Here is a 23,519-nt window from a genome sequence, read left to right on the forward strand (position 1 = left end):
CTGAGGTGCCCCGCAGGGGCCTCGAAGGGCGAGGCGGGTGCGTTGACGCCGATGGCTGCAAGGAGCAGCGTTGGAGCGTGTCCTTCGAGGCTCCGGCCTTTGGCCTACGCGCCTCAGGATGAGGGAGGTTTGAGGGTGCCACCTAACTCACTGCATCACCGCCAGCCAGTTCCAGCCGCCGCTCTATCCCGATGCTCTCAAGAAACCTTTCGTCATGGCTGACGACCAGCAGAGCCCCGTCATAGGCGCTGAGCCCGGCCTCGACCGCCGATATCGAGTCGATGTCGAGGTGGTTGGTCGGCTCGTCGAGGATCAGGAGCGGCGGCGGCGCGGCGCCGAGCGTGCAGGCAAGGCCGGCGCGCAGCAATTGCCCGCCGCTCAGCGTCGAGACCGTCTGCAGCGCCGCATCGGCCCGGAACATGAAGCGGGCAAGCGCGGCGCGGCAGGTGTTTTCATCGGAAAGCGGATTGATCCGGCGAAAATTATCGCGGATCGAGGCCGACGGATCGAGAAGGCTGACCTTCTGATCGAGCATTGCAAAGCCGGTCATCACGGCGACCGTGCCGGCCCAGGGTTTCAACGCACCGGTTACAAGCGCCAGCAGCGTCGTCTTGCCTGAACCGTTGCGGCCGGTGAGGGCGATCCGTTCCGGCCCCGTCACATCGAAGGAGAGATCGCGGATGACGGGATCTCCCGGCCGATAGCCCACCGTCACGGCCTCCATCTTCAGCACGACCTTGCTGGCGGGCAGCCCGGTCGGCGGCAGGTTGACCGACAGGGGCTGGAGGATCTCGATCTTCTCGCGCGCCGCCTTTGCCTCGTCCAGCGCCTCAGTGCGCCGGCGTTCGGCGAGCCGGGCATTGTCGCCGCCGGTCGTCTCGCTTCTCTCCTTCATGCCGCCGAGCAGGATGCGGGGAATGCCGCCCTTGGCCGCCTTCTTCCGCCCGGCGCTGTCCCGGTGCGCCTGGCGCTCCACCGTCGCCTGCGTCTTCCTTGCGACCTCGGCCATGCGTTTTTCGGCCTCGGCGAGGTCATGTTCGGCTGCGGCAAGCTCCAGTGCCTTGCGCTCGCGATAATGGCTCCAGCTGCCGCCATAGCGGGTGGCGCCGAGCGAGGTCAGTTCGACGATCTGATCGACGCTTTCGAGCAGTTCCCGGTCGTGGCTGACGATGATCGCGCCGGCCCGCCAGCCTGACATCAGCGCGATCACCGCCGCGCGGCCGTCGCGATCGAGATTATTGGTGGGTTCGTCGAGCAGCAGGAAATCCGGCTCGGTGAATACAAGCGCGGCAAGCCCGGCCCGCGTGCGCTGGCCGCCGGAGAGTGCGGCAAGCGGCGTCTGCGGTTCTGCGTCGAGCCCGGTGCGGCCGAGCGCTGCGGCGATGCGCGCCTCGAGCATCCAGTCGGCCGAGGCAAGCTCGTCGGCCGTTGCCTCGCCGGCTTCGGCACGGTGGAGAACCGCAAGCGCCTCGGTGACACCGAACAGGTCGGCGATAGTCTCCTCGGGCGCGATCTGCACGTTCTGGCGCAGAATGCCGAGGCTGCCGCTGACCGAGATCGTCCCGGCCTGCGGCCGGATCTCACCGGAGACGAGCTTCAGCAACGTCGTCTTGCCGACGCCGTTGCGGCCGACGAGACCGGTGCGCTCCGGCCCGAAGCTCAGGTCAAGATCGGAAAAAAGCGGCCGCCCGTCAGGTGCGGACCACGAAATCTGGGAGAGGGTGATGGATGCAGGCATGGATCTGGATGTCCCCGTTGGCAAGGCGAACTGGCGTTGCGATCGGGTTGAAATCCATTGCGGCACACATCCTGTTGAAATGATCGATGGCGGGTAATTTAGCGGCATTGTGGAGCGAATGCCACCCCGGACCACTCCGACCGGCCGGCAAGCTCATCATCTCTTGCATTTTGTATCGCCGGCTTATGCCTTCTTGAGGCGAACTAGGATTATTTTCGGATTATCTGGTGCTCGCTCGACATCAGCGATGCCGGAAGACCTCACGAGATCGCTTAGCCTGGGGAAGCCGTAGTTGCGTGCATCAAAGTCGGGTGCCTGCTTGGCCAGATGCCCTCCCACTTGAGCCAGATTAGCTCTGCCGTCTTCATCAGCGGTTGCGATAATCGCTTTGGTCAACATGTCTCGTGCCGCTCTATTTAAAGTCGCCTTTTTAGGCGTCGCCTTCGCAGCTGCAGGCTTAACCTGGACTGGGGCTTGGGCGGGGAGCGCTGCTTCTTCGACCTCCGCAGCCTGAGCATTAAGCACGTCGAAATAGACGAACTTATCGCAGGCAGTGATGAACGGGCGAGGAGTCTTCCGCTCCCCGAACCCATAGACGGTAACACCTTGTTCCCGGATTCTCGCCGCCAGCCGCGCAAAATCGCTGTCACTTGAAATAATGCAGAAGCCCGAGAAACGACCCGTATACAACAAATCCATGGCGTCGATGATCATTGCGCCATCTGTCGCGTTCTTTCCGGTGGTGTAGGCGAATTGTTGAATTGGCTGGATGGAATGTTCGAGCAGGCATTCCTTCCAGCCCCTTAGGTTGGGACCGGTCCAGTCACCGTAGATGCGTTTGACGCTGGCGGTTCCATAGTTGGCAATCTCAGCCATAAGACCGACAACGATTTTTGGCGAAGCGTTGTCGCCATCGATCAGCAACGCCAACTTTCCGGAATTTTCTGTTGCCATGTGTCCCTCCACGATGCCGCAAAACTATACGTTGTGCAGCCTATTGCAACTGCGTGCGATCAGGATGCTGAAGGCATCAAAAGGGGGGGGCGGCTTTGTTGATCAGCTGGGCGTTCACCGGCTCTGCCGGTGCCAGCAATTGCACCTTTGTCTGGCTCTCTTCTCAGCGAGAAGAGAGCGAAGCTACCGCTTCAAGCTCCCCAGGATCCCGCGCACCAGCGCCCGTCCGACCTGGGTCGCCACCGTGCGGGCCACACTTTTCATCGCCGCTTCCACCACGGTTTCGCGCTGGTAGCCGGACGACCGGCCGCGGGATTGGCCGCGGTCCTTGTTGTCGTCGCCGCCGAAGCCCGGCAGGCTCCAGCCGGAGGTGCTGCCCGGCTGCTGTTCGGCCGCTTCTTCCTGCGCCCGCTTGGCGGCCTCGGCATCAGCCGCCTTCCTGGCGCGGGCGGCCAGCATCTCGAAGGCGGATTCGCGGTCGAGATCCTCGTCATAGACGCCGAGGACCGGGCTCTTGTCCATCACCTGCTGGCGCTCGCCGTCGGTCAGCGGACCGACGCGGCCGGAGGGCGGGCGGATCAGCGTGCGCTCGACGATCGATGGCGCGCCCTTGGCCTCCAGCGTCGAGACCAGCGCCTCGCCGGTGCCGAGATTGGTGATGACGGTGGCGCAGTCGAAGGCCGGGTTGGCGCGGAAGGTTTCGGCCGCCGTCTTCACCGCCTTCTGCTCGCGGGGCGAATAGGCGCGCAACGCGTGCTGGGCGCGGTTGCCGAGCTGGGCGAGCACGGTTTCCGGCACGTCGAGCGGGTTCTGCGTCACGAAATAGACGCCGACACCCTTGGAGCGGATCAGCCGCACCACCTGCTCGACGCGTTCGACCAGCACTTTCGGCGCGTCGTTGAAGAGCAGATGCGCCTCGTCGAAGAAGAAGACCAGCTTCGGCTTGTCGGGGTCGCCGACCTCCGGCAGTTCCTCGAACAGCTCCGACAGCAGCCAGAGCAGGAAGGTGGCGTAAAGGCGCGGGTTCATCATCAGCTTGTCGGCGGCAAGCACGGAGATCTGGCCATAGCCGCTATTGCTGGTGCGCATGATGTCGGTGATCTTCAGCGCCGGCTCGCCGAAGAAATGCTCCGCACCCTGCTGTTCGAGAACGAGCAGCGCCCGTTGGATCGAGCCGACCGAGGCCTTGGAGATCAGCCCGTACTGGTTGGAAAGCGCGCTGGCGTTCTCGCCCATATAGTTGAGCAGCGAGGTGAAGTCCTTGAGGTCGAGCAGCGGCAGCCCGGCCTCGTCGGCGATCTTGAAGGCGATGTTGATGACGCCTTCCTGCGGTTCGGAAGCGTCCATCAGCCGGGCGAGCAGCAGCGGCCCCATCTCGGCGACGGTAGTGCGCACCCTGTGACCCTTCTGGCCGAACAGATCCCAGAAGATCACCGGAAACAGGTCGAATTCATAATCGGCAAAGCCGATCTGCTCGGCCCGCTTGGTGAGGAAATCCTTGGGCTCGCCCCTGGCGGCGATGCCGGAAAGATCGCCCTTGATGTCGGCCGCAAACACCGGCACGCCGGCCCGCGAAAAACCTTCGGCCAGCACCTGCAGCGTCACCGTCTTGCCGGTGCCGGTGGCGCCGGTGACCAAGCCGTGGCGGTTGCCGAATTTCAGGTCGAGATATTCCGGCTTGTTGATGCTGTCGTCGGGATTGCGGCTCGCGCCGATGAAAATCTTGCCGTCCTCGATCATCCGCAACTCTCCCTTCGGCGCCGCCGCCATTTGTTGAGAAGGCTTGGGCTTGCGCCGCCTTCATCGAACCATCGTTTCCCTGTTATAAGCAGGCGGAAGGATGCGGACAACTGTTTGCATGGAAAGCAAAACCGCCGTTTGAAAGCGCAGCTTGAGTTGCGATCGAACTTCGAATAACGTTGACGTTAACGTCAAAATAACAGGAGGCTGACATGAATGAAATTGTAACCCAGATCGCCGATCGCGTGGGTATTGCGCCGGATCTGGCCGAAAAGGCGCTCGGCATGATGCTCGGCTTCCTGCAGCGCGAGGCGGCCGACGGCCCTGTCGCGCGGATGATCGAAGCGATCCCCGGCGGCGCTGATCTCGTCGCCCAGTTCAACGGCGCCGGTGCCGGCGGTGGCGGCCTGCTCGGCGGGCTGATGAGCTCGCTCGGCGGCGGCGGCATCATGGGCCTCGGCCAGCAGCTGATGAGCGAGGGCCTCGGCATGGGCGAGATCACTTCGCTCGCCAAGGAAACCATCGCCATCGCCAAGCAATATGCCGGCGAAGAGGTCGTCGACGAGGTCGTCGCCTCCGTCCCCGGCCTCAGCCAGTTCGTCTGAGACGAGAGAGCGGCAGGAGCCCCGCCCGGTGGCGGGGTTCGTCCGGCTGCGGTTTCCAGGCCATCCCTACTTGGCTTTTGCCGCATCATTTCGGCGCTTGGTATTAAAGCGAGCGCGGACGGCCCCGGCCGGAATTCCAAGCCCCGGATTGTCCATCAACTCGTCGTAGCGCGCCGGGATTTCCTCATTGAGCCAGCGCTCGCGGGCCGCTTCATGATCCTCTAACAGCCGCAGGCCCGCCCGCACGACCTCGCTGGCATTGTTGTAGCGGCCGGATTCCAGTTGCACCAGGACAAACTCCTCATAATGGCTTCCAAGCGCAACGTTGGGCATGGCTTTCCTTTCGCTATCGTCAAAATGATGAAGTCACGTCGCGATGGCAATAGATGTCAATCTTTGGCCAGGCGCGGCGTGGTGGCTTCTGCTCGCCCTTGCAATGCAGCCTCTTCCGGCTAGTTAAGGATTTCCGTCAAAAAAAGGAGAGCCGCATGACTGTCTGGCGTCCGCCGCAGCAGATCAGGGTGAAGGTGATCGGCCTTGCCTGGAGGCAAGATCGGCTGCTCGCCGCGGAAGTGGAGGATGACGGCGGCCGCATCAAGGGCATTCGCCCGCTCGGCGGCTCGATCGAATTCGGTGAGACGCGCGAACAGGCCCTGCAGCGCGAATTCCGGGAGGAGCTCGAAACGGCGATCCGCATCGTCGGCCCCTGGCATCTGCTCGAAAACATCTTCGAGCATCATGGCGCGACCGGTCACGAATATATCTTCGCCGCCGATATCGAACTCGCCGATGCATCGCTCTATGCGCGTGACGAAATCCGCTATGCCGAGCTCGACGAGACGGCGGCGACGGCGCGCTGGTTCGGCCGCGACACGGTGCGCGATGCCGGCATCGATCTCTATCCGACAGGGCTGGAGAAAATGCTGTCACGCTGGCGCGATTGAGCCTTAATGCATGTCGCCCGGAGGTGTGCAGCGGTTCCGGGACAGCGACCTGCATAAAAACAAAGAGCTTTAGAAAGCGTTTCCACGCGGCCGATAGTCTGCTCGCCAAACTTTGATCGCCGGCGCTCGTTCCATAGGGAACAAGCAAAGCCGGCTCGCTGTTTCTGTCGCATCGCCGACACCAGAAGGAACAGCATCATGCGCAGGTTTATTGCAGCAACGTCGATCGCTCTCCTCAGCCTCTCCGCGCCGGTCCTCGCCCAGTCGAACATGGGCATGGATGCCAGCGGCCGGATCGACGGCACGCCGCCGCTCGGCACGTCGCCGGGCGCCGAGACACAAAGGGGACTGGTCATCCCGCTCGATTCGATCGAAACCGGCAGCATCGACAACGGCGCCCCGAGCGGCCGCGTCGACTGGGCGCGTTGCCCGCCGCCCAAGGCCCGCGGCGCGCTGGCCACCGAAGGCGGCAATAGCGGCGCCTCCGTCAGCCCCGCATGCCGTGAAGGTCGATAAAGGGGAAGGGCGCTATTTGCCGTTCTTCGCCTGGCTGTGCAGGATGACGCCGAGTTCATGCCATTTGCGTCCGTCGCGCTCGATGAGGCGGTCGGCGCAGGCCGGCCCCATGCTGCCCGGGGCGTAGGTCTCGGGCATGCTCTCATCCTTTGCCCAGATGTCGAGGAAGGGCTGTACCGCCGCCCAGCCGGCCTCGATGCCGTCGGCGCGCTGGAACAGCGTCTGGTCGCCGATGAAGAGGTCGTAGAGCAGCGATTCATAGCCTGTGGTCTTGCCGATATCGAACTTGTCGGCGTAGCGGAAGTCGAGGGAAACAGGGGTGGTATCGACCGAAAGCCCCGGCGACTTGATCGAGATCTCCATGCTCATGCCTTCGTTCGGCTGCACCTGGATCACCAGCCGGTTCGGCGGCAGGCGGCGATTGACCTCGGTCTCGCGGAACTGCGCGAAGGGCACCGGCTGGAAGGTGATGACGATCTCGGTGTCGCGCGCCGTCAGCGCCTTGCCGGTTCTTAAGTAGAAGGGTACGCCCGCCCAGCGCCAGGTATCGGCATAGAGCTTCAGCGCCACATAGGTCTCGGTCCGGCTGTCCGGCAAGACGTCATTCGTGTCGCGATAGGCAGGAAGCTCGGCGCCGTTCAGCGGCCCGGCCGTATAGGCGCCGCGCACGCCATGCGTTTTTGCCTCCTCGGGCGTATAGATGCGCAGCGCCTTCAGCACCTTGCTTTTCTCGTTGCGGATCGCTTCGGCGTCGAAGCTGTTCGGCGGCTCCATGGCGATCATCGCCAGCAGCTGGAAAAGATGGTTCGGCACCATGTCGCGCAGCGCGCCTGTGGCATCGTAGAATTTGCCGCGGCTGCCGACATCGACGATCTCGGCGGCGGTGATCTGCACATGATCGATGTAGCGGCTGTTCCACAGCGACTCGATGATCATATTGGCAAATCGCGCCGTCATCAGGTTCTGCACCGTCTCCTTGCCGAGGAAATGGTCGAGCCGATAGACTTGGCTTTCCTCGATCTGGGCGAGGATCTGGGCATTGAGCGCCCGTGCCGAGGCAAGGTCGGTGCCGAACGGCTTCTCGATGGCGACACGGCGGAAGGTGCCGTCCTTTTCGTCGGTCAGGCCATGGGCGGCAAGCTTCTCGACGATCGAGCCGAAGAAGGATGGCGGCACGGCAAGATAGAAGGCGGCATTGGCATCCGGCCCCAGCCGCTTGCCGATCTCGAGGAAAATATCGTCTTTGGTGAAATCACCCGATGTGTAGCTTATGCGCCGGCGCAGGCTCTCCCAGGCTTCGTCCTTGACCGTCTGCTCCTCGCCGTTGAGGTGGTTGAGGAATGCGTCGAGCCGGCCGCGCAGGAATTCGTCGTCGCCCGGCTCGATGCCGATGCCCAAAATATTGAGATCCTCGCCGACGAGGCGCTGGCGCGTCAGGTTGATGATCGCCGGCACCAGCAGCCGGCGCGTCAGATCGCCGGTGGCGCCGAAGATGACGAGGGTGACCGGCGGGGTAGGGGCAGCGTCCATAGGTGTCATCTCCCTGAGATTGTCCGGCCGACTATAATGCCCGCCGGTTTTGCCGCAACATATGAGGGTGAGGGATAACAGGCATTTGACAGCATATGGGGGCTGCCCCTCATCCGGCTGCCGCCACCTTCTCCCCGCTCGCGGGGAGAAGGGGATATGCCGCGACCTCTCGGTCCCTCTCCAACGTCTCTCATGGCACGTCCCCTCTCCCCGTTTACGGGGAGAGGGTTAGGGTGAGGGGCAATCCTGGGTCCGAACGAGGCATCGCCGACAGCCGGCTACCCCTTCACCGCCACCATAAAAATCCTCGGAAACCGCAGCAGCACCCGCCCATCCGACATCTTCGGATAGGCCCTTTCAATGCGTTCCAGATAATCCACCAGAAATGCCTCGCGATGCTCGTCACCGGCCTGCGCGAGATAAGGCATCAGCCCGGTGCCTTTCACCCATTCGACGATTGCCACCGCATCCGCCATCGGGTGGTTGTAGATGGTGTGCCAGATATCGACGCGCGAAGCCTTGGCGATCAGCCTGGAATAATAAGCGGAGGGCGGAGCCAAAGCCTGGCGGCGCACGCTCTTTTCCTCGAAGGCGGCCTTCCACGGGCCGGCATGGGCGCTCTCCTCCATCGCCAGATGCGAGGGTTCGCCGAGATTGTCGGGCATCTGCACGGCCAGCACGCCGCCCGTGGAAAGCCCGTCCATCAGCCGGTCGAAAATGTCGAGATGATCGGGCAGCCATTGGAAGACGGCATTGGCAAAGAGCAGGTCGGCGGGCTCGGTCGGCTGCCAGCTGCCGAGATCGGCCTCGACGAAGGTAGTGCCGGCAAGCCGCTTGCGGGCCGCCTCCAGCATATTGACGTCGCTGTCGAGGCCGGAGACGCCTTCGGCGCCATAGCGCTCGATGATGAGTTCGGTCGAATTGCCCGGCCCGCAGCCGAGGTCGACGGCGCGGCCGATGCTCCGCAGCGGCACCTGCGCCAGGAGATCACGCGCCGGTCGCGTGCGCTCGTCCTCGAATTTCACATATTGGCTGGCGGACCATGCCATGGCGTACCTCCTGATGTCAGGCCACATTTCCCGTGGCGGATGCCGATCTTGTCGATGGGGCTCGACGATCTCAAAGGCGCCGGCTTTCACGCCGCAGACACAAGTATCTTGTCCACGCGCCTGCCGTCGAGATCGATGACTTCAAAGCGCCATCCGTCTCGCGTGAAGCTCTCACCCAGTTCCGGCAGATGTTTCAGTTCTTCCAGCACCAGGCCGGCCACGGTCTGATATTCGAGATCGTCATCGAGCTTAAGATTGAGGAATTCGGCGAATTCGTCGATCGGCGTCCAGCCGGACACCAGGTAGGAGCCGTCGTCGCGGCGCGCGATGGCCTGTTCGTCGACCGGCCCCTCCTGCAGAGCGCCCATGATCGCTTCCAGAATGTCGCCCGACGAAACAATTCCCTCGAAATGGCCGTATTCGTCAAAAACCAGCACCATGTGCACCGGCGATTTCCGGATCGCCTCGATCACATGAATGGCGGTTGAAAGGTCTGAAACCACAGGAACGTCCTGCGTCAGGGCCTTGATATCGACGCTGCCGTGTTCGGACATCGAATCGTAGAAATCCTTGACCGGAAGAATGCCGATCACCTCGTCCGAACTGCCTTTTCGAACGGGCAGCCGCGACCGTTTCGTCCGGTGCAGCTGCGCGCGAATTTCGTCAAGGCTGTCGTCGATATCGATGATTTCGACGTCGCGCCGGGGCGTCATCAGCGCTCGGGCGGTGCGATCCGCCAGCCGCATGACGCCTGAAATCATCGCCGACTCTTCGCTTTCGATCACGCCGGCCGACTGCGCCTCGGCCAGAACTGTTTTGATCTCCTCGTCGGAGACGTTATCGCCGCTTTTTCCTGTCTGGCCCAGCAGCTTGAGAACCAGGTTTCCGGAGGCGTTCAGAAGCCACACGAGGGGCAGGGCGATTTTTGAAAGCACCGCCATGGCGGGTGCGACCTTCGCCGCGACTGCTTCGGGTTCCCGCAACGCGATCTGCTTCGGAACAAGTTCGCCGACGATGAGGGAAAGATAGGTGATGGCGACGACGACCGAACCGACGCCGACAGCGTCGGCAGCCGCCGACGACATGCCCTGTGCTTCCAGCCATCCGGACAGACGGCCGCCGAGCGTGGCCCCTGAGAAGGCGCCTGAGAGAACGCCGACCAGAGTGATGCCGATCTGAACCGTGGAGAGAAAGCGGCCGGGGTGTTCGGCAAGTTTGATGGCCTGGGCCGCACCCTTGCTGCCATTGTCGGAGAGAACCTTCAGGCGGGCTGTTCGAGAAGACACGACAGCCAGCTCAGACATGGCGAGCACACCATTGAGAATGGTGAGAAACGCCACAATTCCAATTTCCAGAAACACAGGGACCCTATTCGTTATTGATCAGGCGACGCGGCGAGGCGTTCGACGAAAGGCTATATATACGCATCGCCGATCGTCTTCCATCGTCGTGTTAAGGTCGATGTCGGTTCCCTCAGTCTCTGGAAATGCCTGAGACGGCAAGCGCGATCCAGGCCGGAAGGTCTCGTCACGCCGCCAGGATCGTAATCCCATAGGCATTGGCGGCCGCCGTCATGCGGGCGATGGTTTCCGCCGAAGGGCTGGTCTGCGGTGGCTCGCTTGCGCCCTCCGCTTCGATGAATTCGGCCATGTCGCGATCGACGACGGCGGAAAAGACCGCCGGAACGCTTCCGCGGTTGGCATAGCCGTGCACCATGAAGGGCGCGATGGTGACGATGTCGCCGGCGCCGGCCTCGATCTCTTCAGGGCCGTTGTCGGTCACCCGCCAGATCGTCAGGCGTCCCTCGAGGATGCGGAACACCTCAGGGCTTGCATGCGCATGTCTAGGCGTCCGGCTGCCGGGCGGCACGGTGACGTCGAAGATGTTGAGCCAGGTTCCGCGGATGCGGACCTGTCTTTCGATCCGGTCGCCGAGGACGAAAAAGCGTCCTGCCTCCTTGCTGGCAGGCATTGTCACACATGAGTTGGACATCATGTCTCTTTCTTCTTCTTGGTTTTTGTTTGCGGGGGCAGCCGTTAAAGCTTGCCGCCGCTTTTGACAACAGCCCTGTCGTCGTGGCTGGCGACGATCTCCGTCGGCAAGCCGGTGACGGCGATATCGGTGCGGCCGGCCATTTTCGCAAGGCCCGCCGGCTGCGACAAATATGCGGAGGCCAGCAGTCCCGGCCGCCCGCGCCTGTAATACCGGCGACACAGAAGAGGCGCATAGAACGCGGCGGCTGTTCCGGCCTCGATTGGGGTGGCGGAATAAGGTCTGTTGCAAAGGTCGCAGTTTGGCTCCCTCTTCTCCCCAGCGGGGGTCCGAAGGACGGGTTGAGACCCGCGGCTCAACCCAGGTAAAGGTGGCCCGCAGGGTCGGATGAGGGGGCGGCACGGCACACCATTCATGATTGCCCTTCGCTTGCGCTCAGCGCATTCGCGGCTTCGCCGTCCACCCCCTCATCCGCCTGCCGGCACCTTCTCCCCGCTGGGGAGAAGAGACGTGTGGCGGTTGGACGAAGTTTTTCTTTCCTCTGCTTGCCACAGACGAGAGGCCGGACTTCCCTCACGAAAACCGCGTAATCACGCTGATTCCCGTCCCCTCCGCCTTGTCGAGCACCATCAGCGCCGGCACGGCCTCCGTAAGGCTGATGCGCCGTCCGATCAGCTTCTGCGGCGCGATCTTGCCGGCCGCCAGCATCGACAGCATGGCGTCGTAGCGCCAGGCCTGCATGCCGTGGCTGCCGTAGATCTCCAGCTCGTTGCTGATCACTTGAGCCATCGGGATTTGCGGTGTCGCGTGCTCGGCGAGCATCAGCCCCACCTGCACGTGCCGGCCGCGGCGGCGCAGGTTCTTGATCGAGTTGAAGCAGGTGACGGGATGGCCGAGCGCGTCGATCGAGACATGCGCGCCGCCCTTGGTGATCTCGCGCACCGCCTCGGCCACATCGGCAACGCTTGAGGCATTGACCGTCGCCACCGCGCCGCACTCTCTGGCGAAGGCGAGTTTCTCCTCCGATATGTCGATGCCGATCGCATTGGCGCCGAGGGCGGTGGCGATCATGATCGCCGACAGGCCGACGCCCCCGCAGCCATGCACGGCGATCCATTCGCCGGGTCCGGTGCGCGCATGGTCGGCGACGGCGCGAAACGAGGTGGCGAAGCGGCAGCCGAGGCTTGCCGCCGTCGCATCGTCGATCGTATCGGGCAGGTGCACCAGATTGGTGTCGGCATAATCGATCGCCACATATTCGGCAAAGGAGCCCCAATGGGTGAAGCCCGGCTGGAACTGGTTCGGGCAGATCTGCTGGTTGCCGGAATGGCATTCACTGCAATGGCCGCAGCCGGAAACGAAGGGCACGGTCACCCGGTCGCCCACCTTGAAGCGCATCACGCCGCGGCCGGTGGCGACGACTTTTCCGGCAAGTTCGTGCCCCGGCACATGCGGCAGGCGGATATCGGGATCGTGCCCCATCCAGCCGTGCCAGTCGCTGCGGCAGAGCCCGCTGGCGCCGACCGCTATGACGACGCCGTCTTCGGTCGGCGCCGGATCGGGCAGGGTGCGGATTTCGGGCGCCTGCTCGAAGGCTTCGTAATACATGGCTTTCATCGGCGTCCTCCTTCATGTCTGTCCGCTCGAGCGTCCATGATGCCATGTGGCAGGCACCCGTTCCAACAGAGATTCCATCATTTTTGCTGATGCACCCATCGCCGACGCCACGGCTGTCGCGCACGAATATTGCGGCCGGACGCTGTCCCCCGGCATTTTCTTGCTTCCGTATTTCCGGCCGGGATTTGTCCTTGACCCGGCTTGCCGCCGGGGCTTTTGCTTTCCCGGATTCTGAAGGGAGAGCAGCAATGGCCGTCGATACATCACCGCGTTCCACCACCTGGACTCACGTCGATGGGGAATGGCTTCCCGGCAATCCGCCGCTGATCGGGCCGACCTCGCATGCCATGTGGCTCGGCTCCACGGTCTTCGACGGCGCCCGCTGGTTCGACGGCATCGCCCCGGATCTCGATCTGCACTGCCAGCGCGTCAACCGCTCGGCGCTTGCCATGGGCCTGAAGCCGGTGAAGTCGGCCGAGGAGATCGCCGCGCTCGCTTGGGAAGGCGTTGGCAAATTCGACGGCGCGACGGCGATCTACATCAAGCCGATGTATTGGGGCGAACACGGTTCGCCCGGCAGCATCGTCTCCGTCGACGCGGCATCGACCCGCTTCGCGCTCTGCCTGTTCGAGGCGCCGATGGGCGGCCATGCCGGCACCAGCCTCACCGTTTCGCCCTATCGCCGTCCGTCGCCGGAAACGGCGATGACCGAGGCGAAGACCGGCTCGCTCTATCCCAATAGCGGCCGCATGATCGCCGAAGCCCGCAGCCGCGGCTTCGACAATGCGCTGGTGCGCGACCTCAACGGCAATGTCGTCGAGACCGCTTCTTCGAATGTGTTCATGGTCCGCGACGGCGTGGTGATGACGCCGGCCGCCAACCGCACCTTCCTCGCCGGCATCACCCGCGCCCGCGTCATCGGCCTGCTCCGCAAGGCCGGTTTCGACGTCGTGGAAGCAACCCTCTCCGTCGAGGATTTCCTCGCCGCCGACGAAATCTTCACCACCGGCAACTATTCCAAAGTCGTCGGCGTCACCCGCCTCGACGACCGCGATTTCCAGGAGGGCCCCGTCACCCGCAAGGCGCTGGAGCTCTACATGGACTGGGCCCACGGAAGAAGCGAGAGCGAGGAGTGAGCAGCGGTTCGGCGCAGCCGAAGCAATCGATCCAGTGAATCGATTGCAGCTGCGAACGCCCGGAGCGCAAGCGCAGGGCTGCAGCGATCCTGTCGGCAGAATCGAGATCCGCATCCACCCCTTTGCCCTGCCGGGCATCTCCCCCACAAGGGGGGAGATCGGCAAGAAGCGATGCCTCGCCCTAAGTTCACGATTCATGTGACGGCCAGTTGTTTGGGGAAGCCGTCGCGCCCAGCCAATCTCCCCCCTTGTGGGGGAGATGCCCGGCAGGGCAGAGGGGGTGCCATCCGCATCCCTCACGTCATCCACTTCCGATGCTCCGCAAATCTCTCCGCCAAGAGATCGATGAATAGCCGCACTTTCGTCGGCAGGTGGCTGCGGTTGGGATAGACGGCGTTGATGTTGAATTCCACCGGCCGGTAGTCCGGCATGATCTTCATCAGCCGCCCTTCGGCGATGTCGTCGAACACCACGAAGCTCGGGGCCAGGAAGATGCCGTTGCCGTTCAGCGTCAGGAAACGCAGCATCTCCGCGCTGTTGGAGACGACGTTGCCGCCGATCTTGACGCTCTCCTTGTTGCCGTCGCCATCCTCGAAGCGCCATTCGTCGCCATAGGGGTAATAGGCATATTGCAGGCAATTGTGATCGGCGACCTCGGCCGGCGTCTTCGGCATCGGGTGGCTCTCGAAATAGCCCGGCGAGCAGACGAGCATATGGCGCCAGGGCGTCAGCTTGCGGGCGATGAGCGAGGAGTCCGGCGGCGGTAGGGTGCGCATCACCAGGTCGTAGCCATCCTCGATCATGTCGACCATCCCTTCGCCGACGCTGAAATCGAGCGCGATCGACGGATAAAGCTCCATGAATTCGCTGACCACGGGCAGCAGGAAACGCACGATGGCGCTGCTGGTATAGACCTTCAGCGTGCCGCGCGGCGTCGTGCTCAACGCGCCGGCCGTCCTGTCCGCCTCATCGAGCTCGGCGAGGATCTGCGACGAGCGCTCATAATAATATTTGCCGGTTTCGGTGAGGCTGACCTTGCGCGTCGTGCGGTTGAGCAGCCTGACACCGAGCCGCTCCTCCAGCGATTGCACATGATTGCCGACCATGGTGACGGACATGTTGAGCCGGCGCGCGGCGGCGGAAAACCCGCCGCATTCCACCACCCGGCCAAAGACTGCAAGGCTTGTCAGCCGATCCATATTGCCCTCGGATTATCCGCTGAGAGTTGATGATCCTTCCCGATATAAGCAGATTATCAAAATGAATGGCAGAGCGCATTTTCCTCCGCATCGAACAGGGCCTCGCGGAAACGGGGCGGCAGACGAAGGAAGAGACGATGGTCGAACTACCCCGCAAGCAGGATTTCGAAAGTGCCGGTGAGGCCGAGCGGATTTTGGCCGAGGCGCCGGCCGCCGAGGCGCCTGCGATGCCCGCTGCCGAAACCCCGGCTGTCGCAGCGCCTGAAAAGACCGGCCGCAGCATTGTCAAGCGCGCCGTCATTGCCGCCGCACTGCTTGCCGGCGTCGCTTTCGCGGGTGATTACGGCTACCGCTACTGGACCGTCGGCCGCTTCATCGAAACCACCGACGACGCCTATGTGAAGGCCGATTACACCACCGTCGCCCCGAAGGTCGCCGGCTATGTCAGGCAGGTGCTGGTCAACGACAATGACGTGGTCAAATCAGGCCAGGTGCTGGCCCGCATCGACGACCGCGACTTCCAGGCTGCACTCTCGCAGGCGAGAGCCGATCTGAAGGCGGCCGAGGCCGCCATCGCCAATATCGATGCCCAGATCGCCCTGCAGCAGTCGGTCATCGGGCAGGCCAGGGCGACGATCGACGCCTCGCAGGCCTCGCTCGATTTTGCCGTCTCCGACGCCGCCCGCTCGGCCCGCCTCATCACCAGCGGAGCCGGCACCCAGTCGCGCGCCGAACAGACCCAGTCGGCCCGCGACCAGGCGGCTGCCGCCGTCGAGCGTGACCGGGCGGCCCTCGTTGCGGCTGAGAACAAGGTGCCGGTGCTCCGGAGCCAGCGCGAACAGGCGGTTGCCGAGCGCGACCGGGCGGCCGCGGCCACGCACCAGGCCGAACTCAACCTGTCCTATACCGACATCGTCGCCGCCGTCGACGGCACGGTCGGCGCCCGCTCGATCCGCGTCGGCCAGTATGTCACCTCGGGCACCCAGCTGATGGCCGTCGTGCCGCTGCACGCGGTCTATATCGTTGCCAATTTCAAGGAAACGCAGCTGACCTATGTCCGTCCCGGCCAGTCGGTCGAGATCAAGATCGACAGTTTTCCCGATATGTCGATCAAGGGTCATGTCGACAGCGTTTCGCCGGCAAGCGGTCTCGAATTCTCGCTGCTGCCGCCGGATAACGCCACCGGCAACTTCACCAAGATCGTCCAGCGCATCCCCGTCAAGATCGTCATCGACGACGAGGCTCTGAGCGGACTGCTGCGCTCGGGCATGTCGGTCGAGCCCGAAGTCGATACCAAGGCTGCCCAGAGCGAGGCTTCCCGGGCCGCCGGATAATCCTTGTCCTCCCGAAATATCGCCGAACCCCATCATCGGAAAGTTTCCGCAACAGCCGGAAGGAGACAGGTCATGGCCACTCTTCAGACCGCCGCAAACGGCAATTCGCTTGCGCGCCCCGCCGCTGCAGGGCCCGCCACACCTGCCGCCATGAGCCCGCTTCGCATGTGGTCGGCCGTCGTCGGCTCGACGCTCGGCGCCTTCATGGCGGTCCTCAACATCCAGATCGTCAATGCCTCGCTTGCCGATATTCAGGGCGCCATCGGCGCCGGCACCGATGACGGCGGCTGGATCTCGACCTCCTATCTGATCGCCGAGATCGTCGTCATCCCCTTGAGCGCCTGGCTGGCGCGGGTCTTCTCGCTGCGCAACTATCTGCTGGTCAACGCCATCCTCTTCCTGATCTTCTCCGTCGCCTGCGCCTTCGCGGCCAACCTGCAGCAGATGATCATCCTGCGCGCCATCCAGGGGTTTGCCGGCGGCGTGCTGATCCCGATGGCCTTCACCATCATCATCACGCTGCTGCCCAAGGCCAAGCAGCCGATCGGCCTGGCGCTCTTTGCCCTGTCGGCCACCTTCGCGCCGGCCATCGGCCCGACGATCGGCGGTTATCTCACCGAAAACTGGGGCTGGGAACATATCTTCTACGTCAATCTGGTGCCGGGTGCGCTGATGGTCGGCCTGCTCTGGGTCTCGCTCGATCGGGCGCCGATGAACCTGAAGCTGCTGTCCAAGGGCGACTGGCCGGGGATCATCACCATGGCGATCGGGCTGGCGGCCCTGCAGACCGTGCTGGAAGAGGGCAACAAGGAAGACTGGTTCGGCTCCGATTTCATCCTGCGCCTATCGGTCGTCGCCGCCGTCTCGCTGAGCCTGTTCATCGTCATCGAGCTGAGAACGGCCCAGCCGCTGTTGAACCTGCGCCTGCTGCTGCGCCGCAATTTCGGTTTCGGCATCGTCGCCAACTTCCTGCTCGGCATTGCGCTTTACGGTTCGGTCTTCGTGCTGCCGATCTATCTCACCCGAATCCAGGGCTATAATTCCGAGCAGATCGGCATGGTTCTCGCCTGGACCGGCATTCCGCAGCTGCTGCTGATCCCGCTGGTGCCGCGCCTGATGAAGCGGTTCGACGTCCGCCTGCTGATCGTTATCGGCTTTGCCCTCTTCGCCGCCTCCAATTTCATGAACGTGCACATGACCGGCGATTATGCGAGCGACCAGCTTTTCTGGCCGAACATCGTCCGTGCCGTCGGCCAGGCGCTCGTCTTCACGCCGCTTTCGGCGATCGCCACATCAGGCATCGAGAAGGAGAATGCCGGTTCGGCCTCGGCGCTCTTCAACATGATGCGCAATCTCGGCGGCGCGGTCGGCATCGCCTCGCTGCAGACCTTCCTGTCGAAGCGCGAACAGTTCCACTCGAACATCCTGACCCATTCGGTCTCGGTCTTCGAGGAGGCCACCCGCGATCGCATCGCCAGGCTGACCGGCTACTTCATGAGCCACGGCGTCAGCGATCAGGCGCTCGCCAGCCACAAGGCCGTCGTCGCCATCGCGCTCAATATACGCAAGCAGGCCAATATCATGGCCTTCAGCGACACCTTCTTCCTGCTTGGGGTCGCCCTGGTCGTCGCCCTGCTGGCAAGCCTGCTGCTGAAAAAGCCCGGTCAGCTCGCCGGCGGCGGCGCCCACTAACCCGTCTCCTGAGGAGAACACCATGACGACAGCAATCCATGCTCCCGATCTCGACCGGTTTCAGCCAAAGGCCACTGGTCATGCCGTCAGCACAGGCGCGCTGCTCTCGATCATCGAGTGGCTTTCCGGCGACGAATGCCACGCGCTCGATGAAGCCGGCCTCGTCTCCGGCCTCGGCCGCCGGCTTCAGGCGCTCGGCCTGCCGGTCGATCGGCTGACTCTGCATCTGATGACGCTGCATCCGGAGTTTATCGGCCGCACCATTGCCTGGGCACCGGGCGAGCCGGTCGAGATCCATGACCGTGAACATGGCGCGCGGGTCGCTATATCAAACACGCCGCTGCGCAAGGTCATGGAAACCCGGGAGCCGCTGATCGTCGATACCGGCGAAAGCGTCCATGGCCGCTGGCAGCATATCGATGTCTTTGCCGATCGCAGCCTGATGCAGCTTGTTATCGCGCCGCTCTGCAATGTCGACGGCCCGGTCAGCGCCGCCGTCTTCGGCACCAGGCGGCCGGGCGGTTTCACCGCCTCGGAGCGCCAGGTGATCGAGCGCATCCTGCCGGCGCTGCGCAACACCAGCGAGCTGCGCATTCTTCGCCAGGTCGAGCTCAGCCTGCTCGATACCTATATCGGTCCGCTGACGGCAAGCCGGATTCTGGCCGGCTGCATCCGCCAGGGCGAGATCGAATCGATGGAGGCAGCCCTGCTGCTCTGCGATCTCAGGGGCTTTACCGAGCTGTCGAACCGGCTGCCCGGCAGCACCGTGCTCGGCTTGCTCAACGCCTATTTCGACAGGATCGTGCCGGCCATCACCCGCGAGGGCGGCGAACTGCTGAAATTCATGGGCGACGCCGTGCTCGCCTTCTTCCCCGGCTATGACGCGGCCCATTCCTGCGGCGCCGCTCTTGCCGCGGCCCGCGCCATGCTCGATGAGATCGACCATTTCCAATATCAAGGCATCGGCGTGAAGGCCGGCATCGCCCTGCATTACGGCGAAGTCAGCTACGGCAATATCGGTTCCGGCCGCCGCCTCGACTTCACCCTGATCGGCCGCGACGTCAACCTGGTCAGCCGCATCCAGACCGCCTGCGGCGAGTTGGGAGAGGCTTTGCTGATGTCGGCGCCGTTCCGCCGGGACGCCGGGGCAGGGGATGTGGTGTCGGTCGGAGCGCATGGGTTGAAGGGATTTGCCGAGCCGGTGGAGCTGTTTACGATTGTGAGGTAGGTGTGCGGTGGCCCCCTCATCCGCCCTACGGGCACCTTCTCCCCGAGGGGAGAAGAGGGATTCGAGACGTTGCGGCATATCTCTTCTCCCCTCGGGGAGAAGGTGCCGGCAGGCGGATGAGGGGGCCGGCGACACCGGTCCATCCGTCTTGACCTATTCGAGCCTCGCCGCCCACTTGCACGGAACGCATAGCAGGTCTGCCCGAAACGGCTTCGTCTTCCCCCATCTTTTCGCCATAGTGGCGCCGGAATTCCGTAAGCGGGGAGGAAGAGCTTATGACGGTGCTGTTCGACGAACAAGGCGAGATCATCCGCGAGCTGGGCGTTGCCGCCGATATCGACCCCGAGCGGGAGATCGAACGGCGAACCGCTTTCCTCAAGGATTATCTCGTCGGTTCGGGCATGCGCGGCTACGTCCTCGGCATCAGCGGCGGCGTCGATTCGCTGACGGCGGCTTTGCTAGCTCAGAAGGCCGTGCGCGAATTGCGTGACGGCGGCCATGCGGCCGAATTCATCGCCGTACGCCTTCCCTATGGCGTCCAGGCGGATGAGGCCGATGCGGAGAGGGCGCTTACAACGATCGACCCCGACCGCTCGATGGTGGTCAACATCAAGGCCGCGGCGGATGCGATGCTGGCCGCCGCGCAAAAGGGCGGCCTTGCCTTCGCCGATGCCGGCCGGCAGGATTTCATTCTCGGCAACATCAAGGCCCGCCAACGGATGATCGCCCAGTTCGCTTTGGCCGGCGCGCTCGGCGGCCTCGTCATCGGCACTGATCATGCGGCCGAAGCGGTCATGGGCTTCTTCACCAAATTCGGCGATGGTGCCGCCGATATCCTGCCGCTTGCCGGCCTCAACAAACGCCGCGTCCGACTCTTGGCGAAGCGGCTCGGCGCCCCCGACGAGCTGATCTTCAAGGTGCCGACCGCCGATCTGGAGGACCAGCGGCCGCTGCGCCCCGATGAGGAGGCCTATGGCGTCAGTTATGACGAGATCGACGATTTTCTCGAAGGCCGGCCGGTCGGCGAGATCGCCCGGCGCCGCATTCTCGCCGCCTATCGCGCCACCGCCCATAAGCGCGCGCTGCCGGTAGCCGTCAACGCGCTCTGAGGAGCGTTTAAGGCTGCACCGGCACGCCCGTCCAGTCCGACGAGGCGAGATAGACATTCGGCGCAAAATAGACGCCGTCGGCATCGAAGGCCTCGAGATCTTCGGCCCGCAATGCTTCGCGCACCTTCGGGCGTGCCGCCACACGGGCCATGAAGCCGTGCAACGCCGGCCATTGCTTGAGATTGATGCCCGTCCAGGGCGACCAGTTCAGGCAGACGAAGAGATAGACGTCCGCCACCGTGAAGGCCTCGCCGGTCAGATAGGGTCCGGCAAAACGGCCGCTCAGCCAGGAAAGCCGCTTTGCAACCTGGGCGCGGATCTGCGCATGCACGCTGGCATAGGCCGGGTCGAACAGCAGTACCATCGGCTTGTGCAGTTCGGCGGATATGAAATTCAGATAGGATTGCACCTCGTTGCGTCTGAGGTTGCCGACTTCGGGCAGCATGGCGGCGCCCTCCGGCACGCTGTCGGCGAGGAACTGCGCGATTGCCGGTCCCTCGGTCAGCACCTTGCCGTCGTCGAGCATCAGCGCCGGCACATAGCCGTTGCCGTTGATGGCGAGATAGTCCTTGCCGTCGCTCGTCCGGTGGGTTCCCCGGTCGACCTCGACGAGCTCGATATCAAGCCCCAGCTCCCGGAAGACGATATGCGGCGAAAGCGAGCAGGCAGCGGCGTTCATATAGAGTTTCATGGCGATTTCCTCTCTCATGCAGGCGGTCGGCGCCCGCCTGTTCGATATCATTGAACATCTGTACTGTTTCGCATAAAATAACTTTCGTCAAGAATTTAATGCGAAGCGGTACAAAATATGAAGGATGAGAAGAAGCGCGGCCGCCCGAGGGCCTTCGACGCCAAGGCAACGCTCGCCAAGGCGCGGGACGTCTTCTGGGACAGAGGCTTTGCCGCCGCCTCGCTCGACAATCTGAGTGCGGCGACCAACCTCAACCGCCCGAGCCTCTACGGCGCCTTCGGCGACAAGGAGGATCTCTATCTCGATACTCTGGAGGGTTATCGGCAGGACGGCATGGATGCGCTGGTCCAGGCGCTCGACCCGTCGCTGCCGCTGCGCGACAATCTCGCCCGCGTCTATGAAGGCGCGCTGGCGGTCTATCTGCACGGTGAAACGGCCGCGCGCGGCTGTCTGCTGATCGGCACGGCAACGGTCGAGGCGGTCGAGCGTGAACGGGTCCGCGAGGTGCTTGGCCGCAGCCTCAGCGATTTCGACGGCGAGATCGAAAAGCGCATGCGCCTTGCCGTCGAACGCGGCGAGCTTCCCGAGAGCGCTGATCCGCAGATGCTGGCAAGGCTCGCCTCCGCCGTCATGCATTCGCTCGCCGTGCGCGCCCGCGCCGGCGACAGCCGCGAGACGCTGGAGGCAATCGCCCGCTCAGGCGTCGAGCTGATCTGCGGCAGCGCGCGCAGCTGATCCCGATCCGGCCTCGATCATTCTGGGCCGCACCATCCAGGCATAGGCCGCACCGGCGACAAGCAGCACCGCGGTGCCGAGGAAGACCGCGCGCATGCCGATATGGCCGCCGACGAAGCCGCCGAGAACGGGGCCGGCCACCTGGCCGACATATTGCGAGGAGATCGACAGCCCGAGGATGCTCCCGGCCGCGCTATCGGGCACGCTGTGGCGGATGACGGCAGCGATGCAGGGCAGCAGCCCGCCGAGGGCGGCGCCCATCAGGAAGCGCAGGACGATCAGTTGCCAGGAACTGGTGACGAAGGCCTGCGGGATCAGCAGCAGCCCGGCGACGGCGAGCGCCCCTGCAATGACCGGCCAGTGGCCGATCCTGTCGGCAAGCCTGCCGAGCCAGGAGGCCGAGAGAATGCTGCCGAGCGCAGCCGCCGACATCACGAGGCCTGAGATCATCGTCACCTCAGTTGCATCAGGCACGATCTGCGCGACATAGACGGTGATGATCGGCTCGATCGACATATTGGCGAACATCAACAGCAGGCCGGTCGCCAGCATGGCGATGACTGGCCGCTTGTCGCTGATGGATTTCCAGCCGCCGCTCGCCTTGGCCGCCTGTTTGCGGGCCGGCGACTTCTCCTCCTTGATCAGCAGGATGGTGGCGAGAAAGGCGAGGAAGATCATGGCTCCGGCGGCCAGAAACGTGCCGCGAATGCCGATGACGGGCGGCAGCGCCCCGCCGATCAGCGGTCCGACGAGATTGCCGGCCATGATGCCGGAAGACAGCACGCCGAGCGCCCAGGCCGAGCGGTCCTTCGGCGTCTGCGTCGCCACCAGCACCATCGAGCCGGAGGCATAGCCGCCGGCCAGGCCGACGAAGAGGCGCAGCGCCACCAGCTGCCAGACATTGCCGGCCATGCCCATCAGCGAGATCGCCACCGTCATGCCGAGGCTCGCGCGCACCAGCATCAGCTTGCGGCCATAAATGTCGCCGAGCCGACCCCAGAGCGGTGCGACGAGGGCGGCGGCCAGGAAGGTGGCGCCATAGGCGATACCCGACCATTGCACGATCGCCGCATGGTCGGCCACACCGAGTTCCTCGACATAGAGCGGCAGGAAAGGCAAGAGCAGCGTCATCGCCACGATTGTCGTGAAGGAGCCGATCAGCGAGACGGCGAGGTTGCGCTTCCAGTGGATCGAGCCCGTTCCAGCGCTGGCCGCGTCCCATTGCGTATCGGTCATTCCGTGCCTCGGCATCGATCCTGCTGCGCATTTGCGCCGCAATCTGGATCATCTCAGGTAAAAGTGCTAGAAGATAACTGATTGCGTGATGCAATCGGTTAATCGGAGGACATTGCCATGAACGAGATGCGCACGCGGCAGCAGACCGTCCGTGATCTCTACGCCGCCTATCTCGAAGACCGCAAGGATAAAGTCGGCGCCATGCTGACGGAGGATTTTACCTTCTCCAGCCCGCGTGACGACCATATCGACCGGGCGACCTATTTCGAGCGCTGCTGGCCGAAGGAGCCGTTCTTCCGCGCTATCCACATCGAATTCCTCGCGGTCGACGGCGACGAGGCGGTTGTTCGCTACCGTGCCGAAAAACTCGACGGCGGCAGCTTCGGCAATATGGAAAGCCTGCGCTTCCGTGGCGACAAAATCGCCTCCGTGGAGGTCTATTTCGGCCGCAATCTCTAGGCCCGGCAGTGCCGT

The 23,519-nt window shown here is 63.7% G+C and carries 22 protein-coding genes; 10 read left to right on the forward strand and 12 right to left on the reverse strand.

Annotated features, from left to right (window positions below; genetic code table 11):
• Positions 1-142: 142 nt before the first annotated feature.
• The 3 genes from CO655_RS20025 to CO655_RS20040 form a co-directional block, all read right to left on the reverse strand.
• Positions 143-1,738, reverse strand: coding sequence for an ABC-F family ATP-binding cassette domain-containing protein (locus CO655_RS20025; protein ID WP_097666126.1), 1,596 nt, complete (start codon positions 1,736-1,738; stop codon positions 143-145).
• Positions 1,739-1,921: 183 nt separating this feature from the next.
• Positions 1,922-2,692: an NYN domain-containing protein gene (locus CO655_RS20035; RefSeq protein WP_097666129.1), complete on the reverse strand. Its 771-nt coding sequence runs from the start codon at positions 2,690-2,692 to the stop codon at positions 1,922-1,924.
• Positions 2,693-2,875: 183 nt separating this feature from the next.
• Entirely contained in the window at positions 2,876-4,432 is a 1,557-nt protein-coding gene (locus CO655_RS20040) for a helicase HerA-like C-terminal domain-containing protein (protein ID WP_097666131.1), read from the reverse strand.
• A gap of 212 nt (positions 4,433-4,644) precedes the next feature.
• Here CO655_RS20040 and CO655_RS20045 point away from each other — a divergent pair, with 212 nt between their 5' ends.
• Positions 4,645-5,037, forward strand: coding sequence for a hypothetical protein (locus CO655_RS20045; RefSeq protein WP_097582829.1), 393 nt, complete (start codon positions 4,645-4,647; stop codon positions 5,035-5,037).
• A 66-nt stretch (positions 5,038-5,103) separates the two neighbouring features.
• Here the strand turns inward: CO655_RS20045 and CO655_RS20050 are convergent, their stop codons facing one another.
• A complete protein-coding gene (locus tag CO655_RS20050; RefSeq protein WP_097666133.1) occupies positions 5,104-5,370 on the reverse strand; it encodes a type II toxin-antitoxin system ParD family antitoxin in 267 nt (88 codons plus the stop codon).
• Positions 5,371-5,525: 155 nt separating this feature from the next.
• Here CO655_RS20050 and CO655_RS20055 point away from each other — a divergent pair, with 155 nt between their 5' ends.
• Positions 5,526-5,981, forward strand: a complete 456-nt coding sequence (locus CO655_RS20055; protein WP_097666135.1) for an NUDIX domain-containing protein — start codon at positions 5,526-5,528, stop codon at positions 5,979-5,981.
• A 198-nt stretch (positions 5,982-6,179) separates the two neighbouring features.
• Positions 6,180-6,497, forward strand: coding sequence for a hypothetical protein (locus tag CO655_RS20060; protein WP_097666137.1), 318 nt, complete (start codon positions 6,180-6,182; stop codon positions 6,495-6,497).
• A gap of 12 nt (positions 6,498-6,509) precedes the next feature.
• Here the strand turns inward: CO655_RS20060 and zwf are convergent, their stop codons facing one another.
• The 5 genes from zwf to CO655_RS20085 form a co-directional block, all read right to left on the reverse strand.
• Positions 6,510-8,027, reverse strand: coding sequence for a glucose-6-phosphate dehydrogenase (gene zwf / locus CO655_RS20065; protein WP_010031227.1), 1,518 nt, complete (start codon positions 8,025-8,027; stop codon positions 6,510-6,512).
• 278 nt (positions 8,028-8,305) lie between these two features.
• Positions 8,306-9,076, reverse strand: a complete 771-nt coding sequence (gene tam, locus CO655_RS20070; RefSeq protein WP_097666139.1) for a trans-aconitate 2-methyltransferase — start codon at positions 9,074-9,076, stop codon at positions 8,306-8,308.
• Between the two features lie 86 nt (positions 9,077-9,162).
• Entirely contained in the window at positions 9,163-10,437 is a 1,275-nt protein-coding gene (locus CO655_RS20075) for a hemolysin family protein (protein ID WP_097666141.1), read from the reverse strand.
• Positions 10,438-10,603: 166 nt separating this feature from the next.
• A complete protein-coding gene (locus CO655_RS20080) occupies positions 10,604-11,071 on the reverse strand; it encodes a cupin domain-containing protein (RefSeq protein ID WP_097666143.1) in 468 nt (155 codons plus the stop codon).
• A 570-nt stretch (positions 11,072-11,641) separates the two neighbouring features.
• The gene (locus tag CO655_RS20085; protein ID WP_097666145.1) at positions 11,642-12,685 is read right to left on the reverse strand and encodes a zinc-dependent alcohol dehydrogenase family protein; all 1,044 of its coding nucleotides are present in this window, start codon (positions 12,683-12,685) and stop codon (positions 11,642-11,644) included.
• Between the two features lie 248 nt (positions 12,686-12,933).
• Here CO655_RS20085 and CO655_RS20090 point away from each other — a divergent pair, with 248 nt between their 5' ends.
• Positions 12,934-13,821 carry a branched-chain amino acid aminotransferase gene (locus CO655_RS20090; RefSeq protein ID WP_097608523.1) on the forward strand — a complete coding sequence of 296 codons (888 nt, stop codon included), beginning with the start codon at positions 12,934-12,936 and terminating at the stop codon, positions 13,819-13,821.
• A gap of 296 nt (positions 13,822-14,117) precedes the next feature.
• Here CO655_RS20090 and CO655_RS20095 read toward each other — a convergent pair whose 3' ends face one another.
• Positions 14,118-15,020: a LysR family transcriptional regulator gene (locus CO655_RS20095; RefSeq protein WP_097666147.1), complete on the reverse strand. Its 903-nt coding sequence runs from the start codon at positions 15,018-15,020 to the stop codon at positions 14,118-14,120.
• Positions 15,021-15,157: 137 nt separating this feature from the next.
• Between CO655_RS20095 and CO655_RS20100 the strand changes: the two genes are divergently transcribed.
• The 4 genes from CO655_RS20100 to nadE all read left to right on the forward strand — a co-directional run bounded on the left by CO655_RS20100 (position 15,158) and on the right by nadE (position 20,383).
• A complete protein-coding gene (locus CO655_RS20100; RefSeq protein ID WP_097608542.1) occupies positions 15,158-16,354 on the forward strand; it encodes an HlyD family secretion protein in 1,197 nt (398 codons plus the stop codon).
• 72 nt (positions 16,355-16,426) lie between these two features.
• Complete coding sequence (locus CO655_RS20105) at positions 16,427-18,046, forward strand: MDR family MFS transporter (protein WP_097666149.1); 1,620 nt, start codon at positions 16,427-16,429, stop codon at positions 18,044-18,046.
• Between the two features lie 22 nt (positions 18,047-18,068).
• Complete coding sequence (locus CO655_RS20110) at positions 18,069-19,274, forward strand: adenylate/guanylate cyclase domain-containing protein (protein ID WP_097666150.1); 1,206 nt, start codon at positions 18,069-18,071, stop codon at positions 19,272-19,274.
• A 275-nt stretch (positions 19,275-19,549) separates the two neighbouring features.
• Complete coding sequence (nadE, locus tag CO655_RS20115; protein ID WP_097666152.1) at positions 19,550-20,383, forward strand: ammonia-dependent NAD(+) synthetase; 834 nt, start codon at positions 19,550-19,552, stop codon at positions 20,381-20,383.
• Positions 20,384-20,390: 7 nt separating this feature from the next.
• Here nadE and CO655_RS20120 read toward each other — a convergent pair whose 3' ends face one another.
• A complete protein-coding gene (locus CO655_RS20120; RefSeq protein WP_097666154.1) occupies positions 20,391-21,074 on the reverse strand; it encodes a glutathione binding-like protein in 684 nt (227 codons plus the stop codon).
• A gap of 117 nt (positions 21,075-21,191) precedes the next feature.
• Between CO655_RS20120 and CO655_RS20125 the strand changes: the two genes are divergently transcribed.
• Positions 21,192-21,809 carry a TetR/AcrR family transcriptional regulator gene (locus tag CO655_RS20125; RefSeq protein ID WP_097608517.1) on the forward strand — a complete coding sequence of 206 codons (618 nt, stop codon included), beginning with the start codon at positions 21,192-21,194 and terminating at the stop codon, positions 21,807-21,809.
• On the opposite strand, the gene CO655_RS20130 is transcribed toward CO655_RS20125, so the two are convergent.
• A complete protein-coding gene (locus CO655_RS20130; RefSeq protein ID WP_097666156.1) occupies positions 21,771-23,045 on the reverse strand; it encodes a multidrug efflux MFS transporter in 1,275 nt (424 codons plus the stop codon). The two genes, CO655_RS20125 and CO655_RS20130, sit on opposite strands and share 39 nt — an antisense overlap.
• A gap of 117 nt (positions 23,046-23,162) precedes the next feature.
• Between CO655_RS20130 and CO655_RS20135 the strand changes: the two genes are divergently transcribed.
• A complete protein-coding gene (locus CO655_RS20135) occupies positions 23,163-23,504 on the forward strand; it encodes a nuclear transport factor 2 family protein (protein WP_097666158.1) in 342 nt (113 codons plus the stop codon).
• Positions 23,505-23,519 lie beyond the last annotated feature (15 nt).

The sequence above is a fragment of the Rhizobium sp. M1 genome, assembly GCF_002531805.1.
Taxonomy (GTDB): Bacteria; Pseudomonadota; Alphaproteobacteria; order Rhizobiales; family Rhizobiaceae; genus Rhizobium; species Rhizobium etli_C.

What these genes read in the sequence shown, in the direction of transcription:
- CO655_RS20025 (WP_097666126.1), bottom strand. Translation starts at nt 1,738, where the DNA reads ATGCCTGCATCCATCACCCTCTCCCAGATTTCGTGGTCCGCACCTGAC.
- CO655_RS20035 (WP_097666129.1), bottom strand. Translation starts at nt 2,692, where the DNA reads ATGGCAACAGAAAATTCCGGAAAGTTGGCGTTGCTGATCGATGGCGAC.
- CO655_RS20040 (WP_097666131.1), bottom strand. Translation starts at nt 4,432, where the DNA reads ATGATCGAGGACGGCAAGATTTTCATCGGCGCGAGCCGCAATCCCGAC.
- CO655_RS20045 (WP_097582829.1), top strand. Translation starts at nt 4,645, where the DNA reads ATGAATGAAATTGTAACCCAGATCGCCGATCGCGTGGGTATTGCGCCG.
- CO655_RS20050 (WP_097666133.1), bottom strand. Translation starts at nt 5,370, where the DNA reads ATGCCCAACGTTGCGCTTGGAAGCCATTATGAGGAGTTTGTCCTGGTG.
- CO655_RS20055 (WP_097666135.1), top strand. Translation starts at nt 5,526, where the DNA reads ATGACTGTCTGGCGTCCGCCGCAGCAGATCAGGGTGAAGGTGATCGGC.
- CO655_RS20060 (WP_097666137.1), top strand. Translation starts at nt 6,180, where the DNA reads ATGCGCAGGTTTATTGCAGCAACGTCGATCGCTCTCCTCAGCCTCTCC.
- zwf (WP_010031227.1), bottom strand. Translation starts at nt 8,027, where the DNA reads ATGGACGCTGCCCCTACCCCGCCGGTCACCCTCGTCATCTTCGGCGCC.
- tam (WP_097666139.1), bottom strand. Translation starts at nt 9,076, where the DNA reads ATGGCATGGTCCGCCAGCCAATATGTGAAATTCGAGGACGAGCGCACG.
- CO655_RS20080 (WP_097666143.1), bottom strand. Translation starts at nt 11,071, where the DNA reads ATGATGTCCAACTCATGTGTGACAATGCCTGCCAGCAAGGAGGCAGGA.
- CO655_RS20085 (WP_097666145.1), bottom strand. Translation starts at nt 12,685, where the DNA reads ATGAAAGCCATGTATTACGAAGCCTTCGAGCAGGCGCCCGAAATCCGC.
- CO655_RS20090 (WP_097608523.1), top strand. Translation starts at nt 12,934, where the DNA reads ATGGCCGTCGATACATCACCGCGTTCCACCACCTGGACTCACGTCGAT.
- CO655_RS20095 (WP_097666147.1), bottom strand. Translation starts at nt 15,020, where the DNA reads ATGGATCGGCTGACAAGCCTTGCAGTCTTTGGCCGGGTGGTGGAATGC.
- CO655_RS20100 (WP_097608542.1), top strand. Translation starts at nt 15,158, where the DNA reads ATGGTCGAACTACCCCGCAAGCAGGATTTCGAAAGTGCCGGTGAGGCC.
- CO655_RS20105 (WP_097666149.1), top strand. Translation starts at nt 16,427, where the DNA reads ATGGCCACTCTTCAGACCGCCGCAAACGGCAATTCGCTTGCGCGCCCC.
- CO655_RS20110 (WP_097666150.1), top strand. Translation starts at nt 18,069, where the DNA reads ATGACGACAGCAATCCATGCTCCCGATCTCGACCGGTTTCAGCCAAAG.
- nadE (WP_097666152.1), top strand. Translation starts at nt 19,550, where the DNA reads ATGACGGTGCTGTTCGACGAACAAGGCGAGATCATCCGCGAGCTGGGC.
- CO655_RS20120 (WP_097666154.1), bottom strand. Translation starts at nt 21,074, where the DNA reads ATGAAACTCTATATGAACGCCGCTGCCTGCTCGCTTTCGCCGCATATC.
- CO655_RS20125 (WP_097608517.1), top strand. Translation starts at nt 21,192, where the DNA reads ATGAAGGATGAGAAGAAGCGCGGCCGCCCGAGGGCCTTCGACGCCAAG.
- CO655_RS20130 (WP_097666156.1), bottom strand. Translation starts at nt 23,045, where the DNA reads ATGACCGATACGCAATGGGACGCGGCCAGCGCTGGAACGGGCTCGATC.
- CO655_RS20135 (WP_097666158.1), top strand. Translation starts at nt 23,163, where the DNA reads ATGAACGAGATGCGCACGCGGCAGCAGACCGTCCGTGATCTCTACGCC.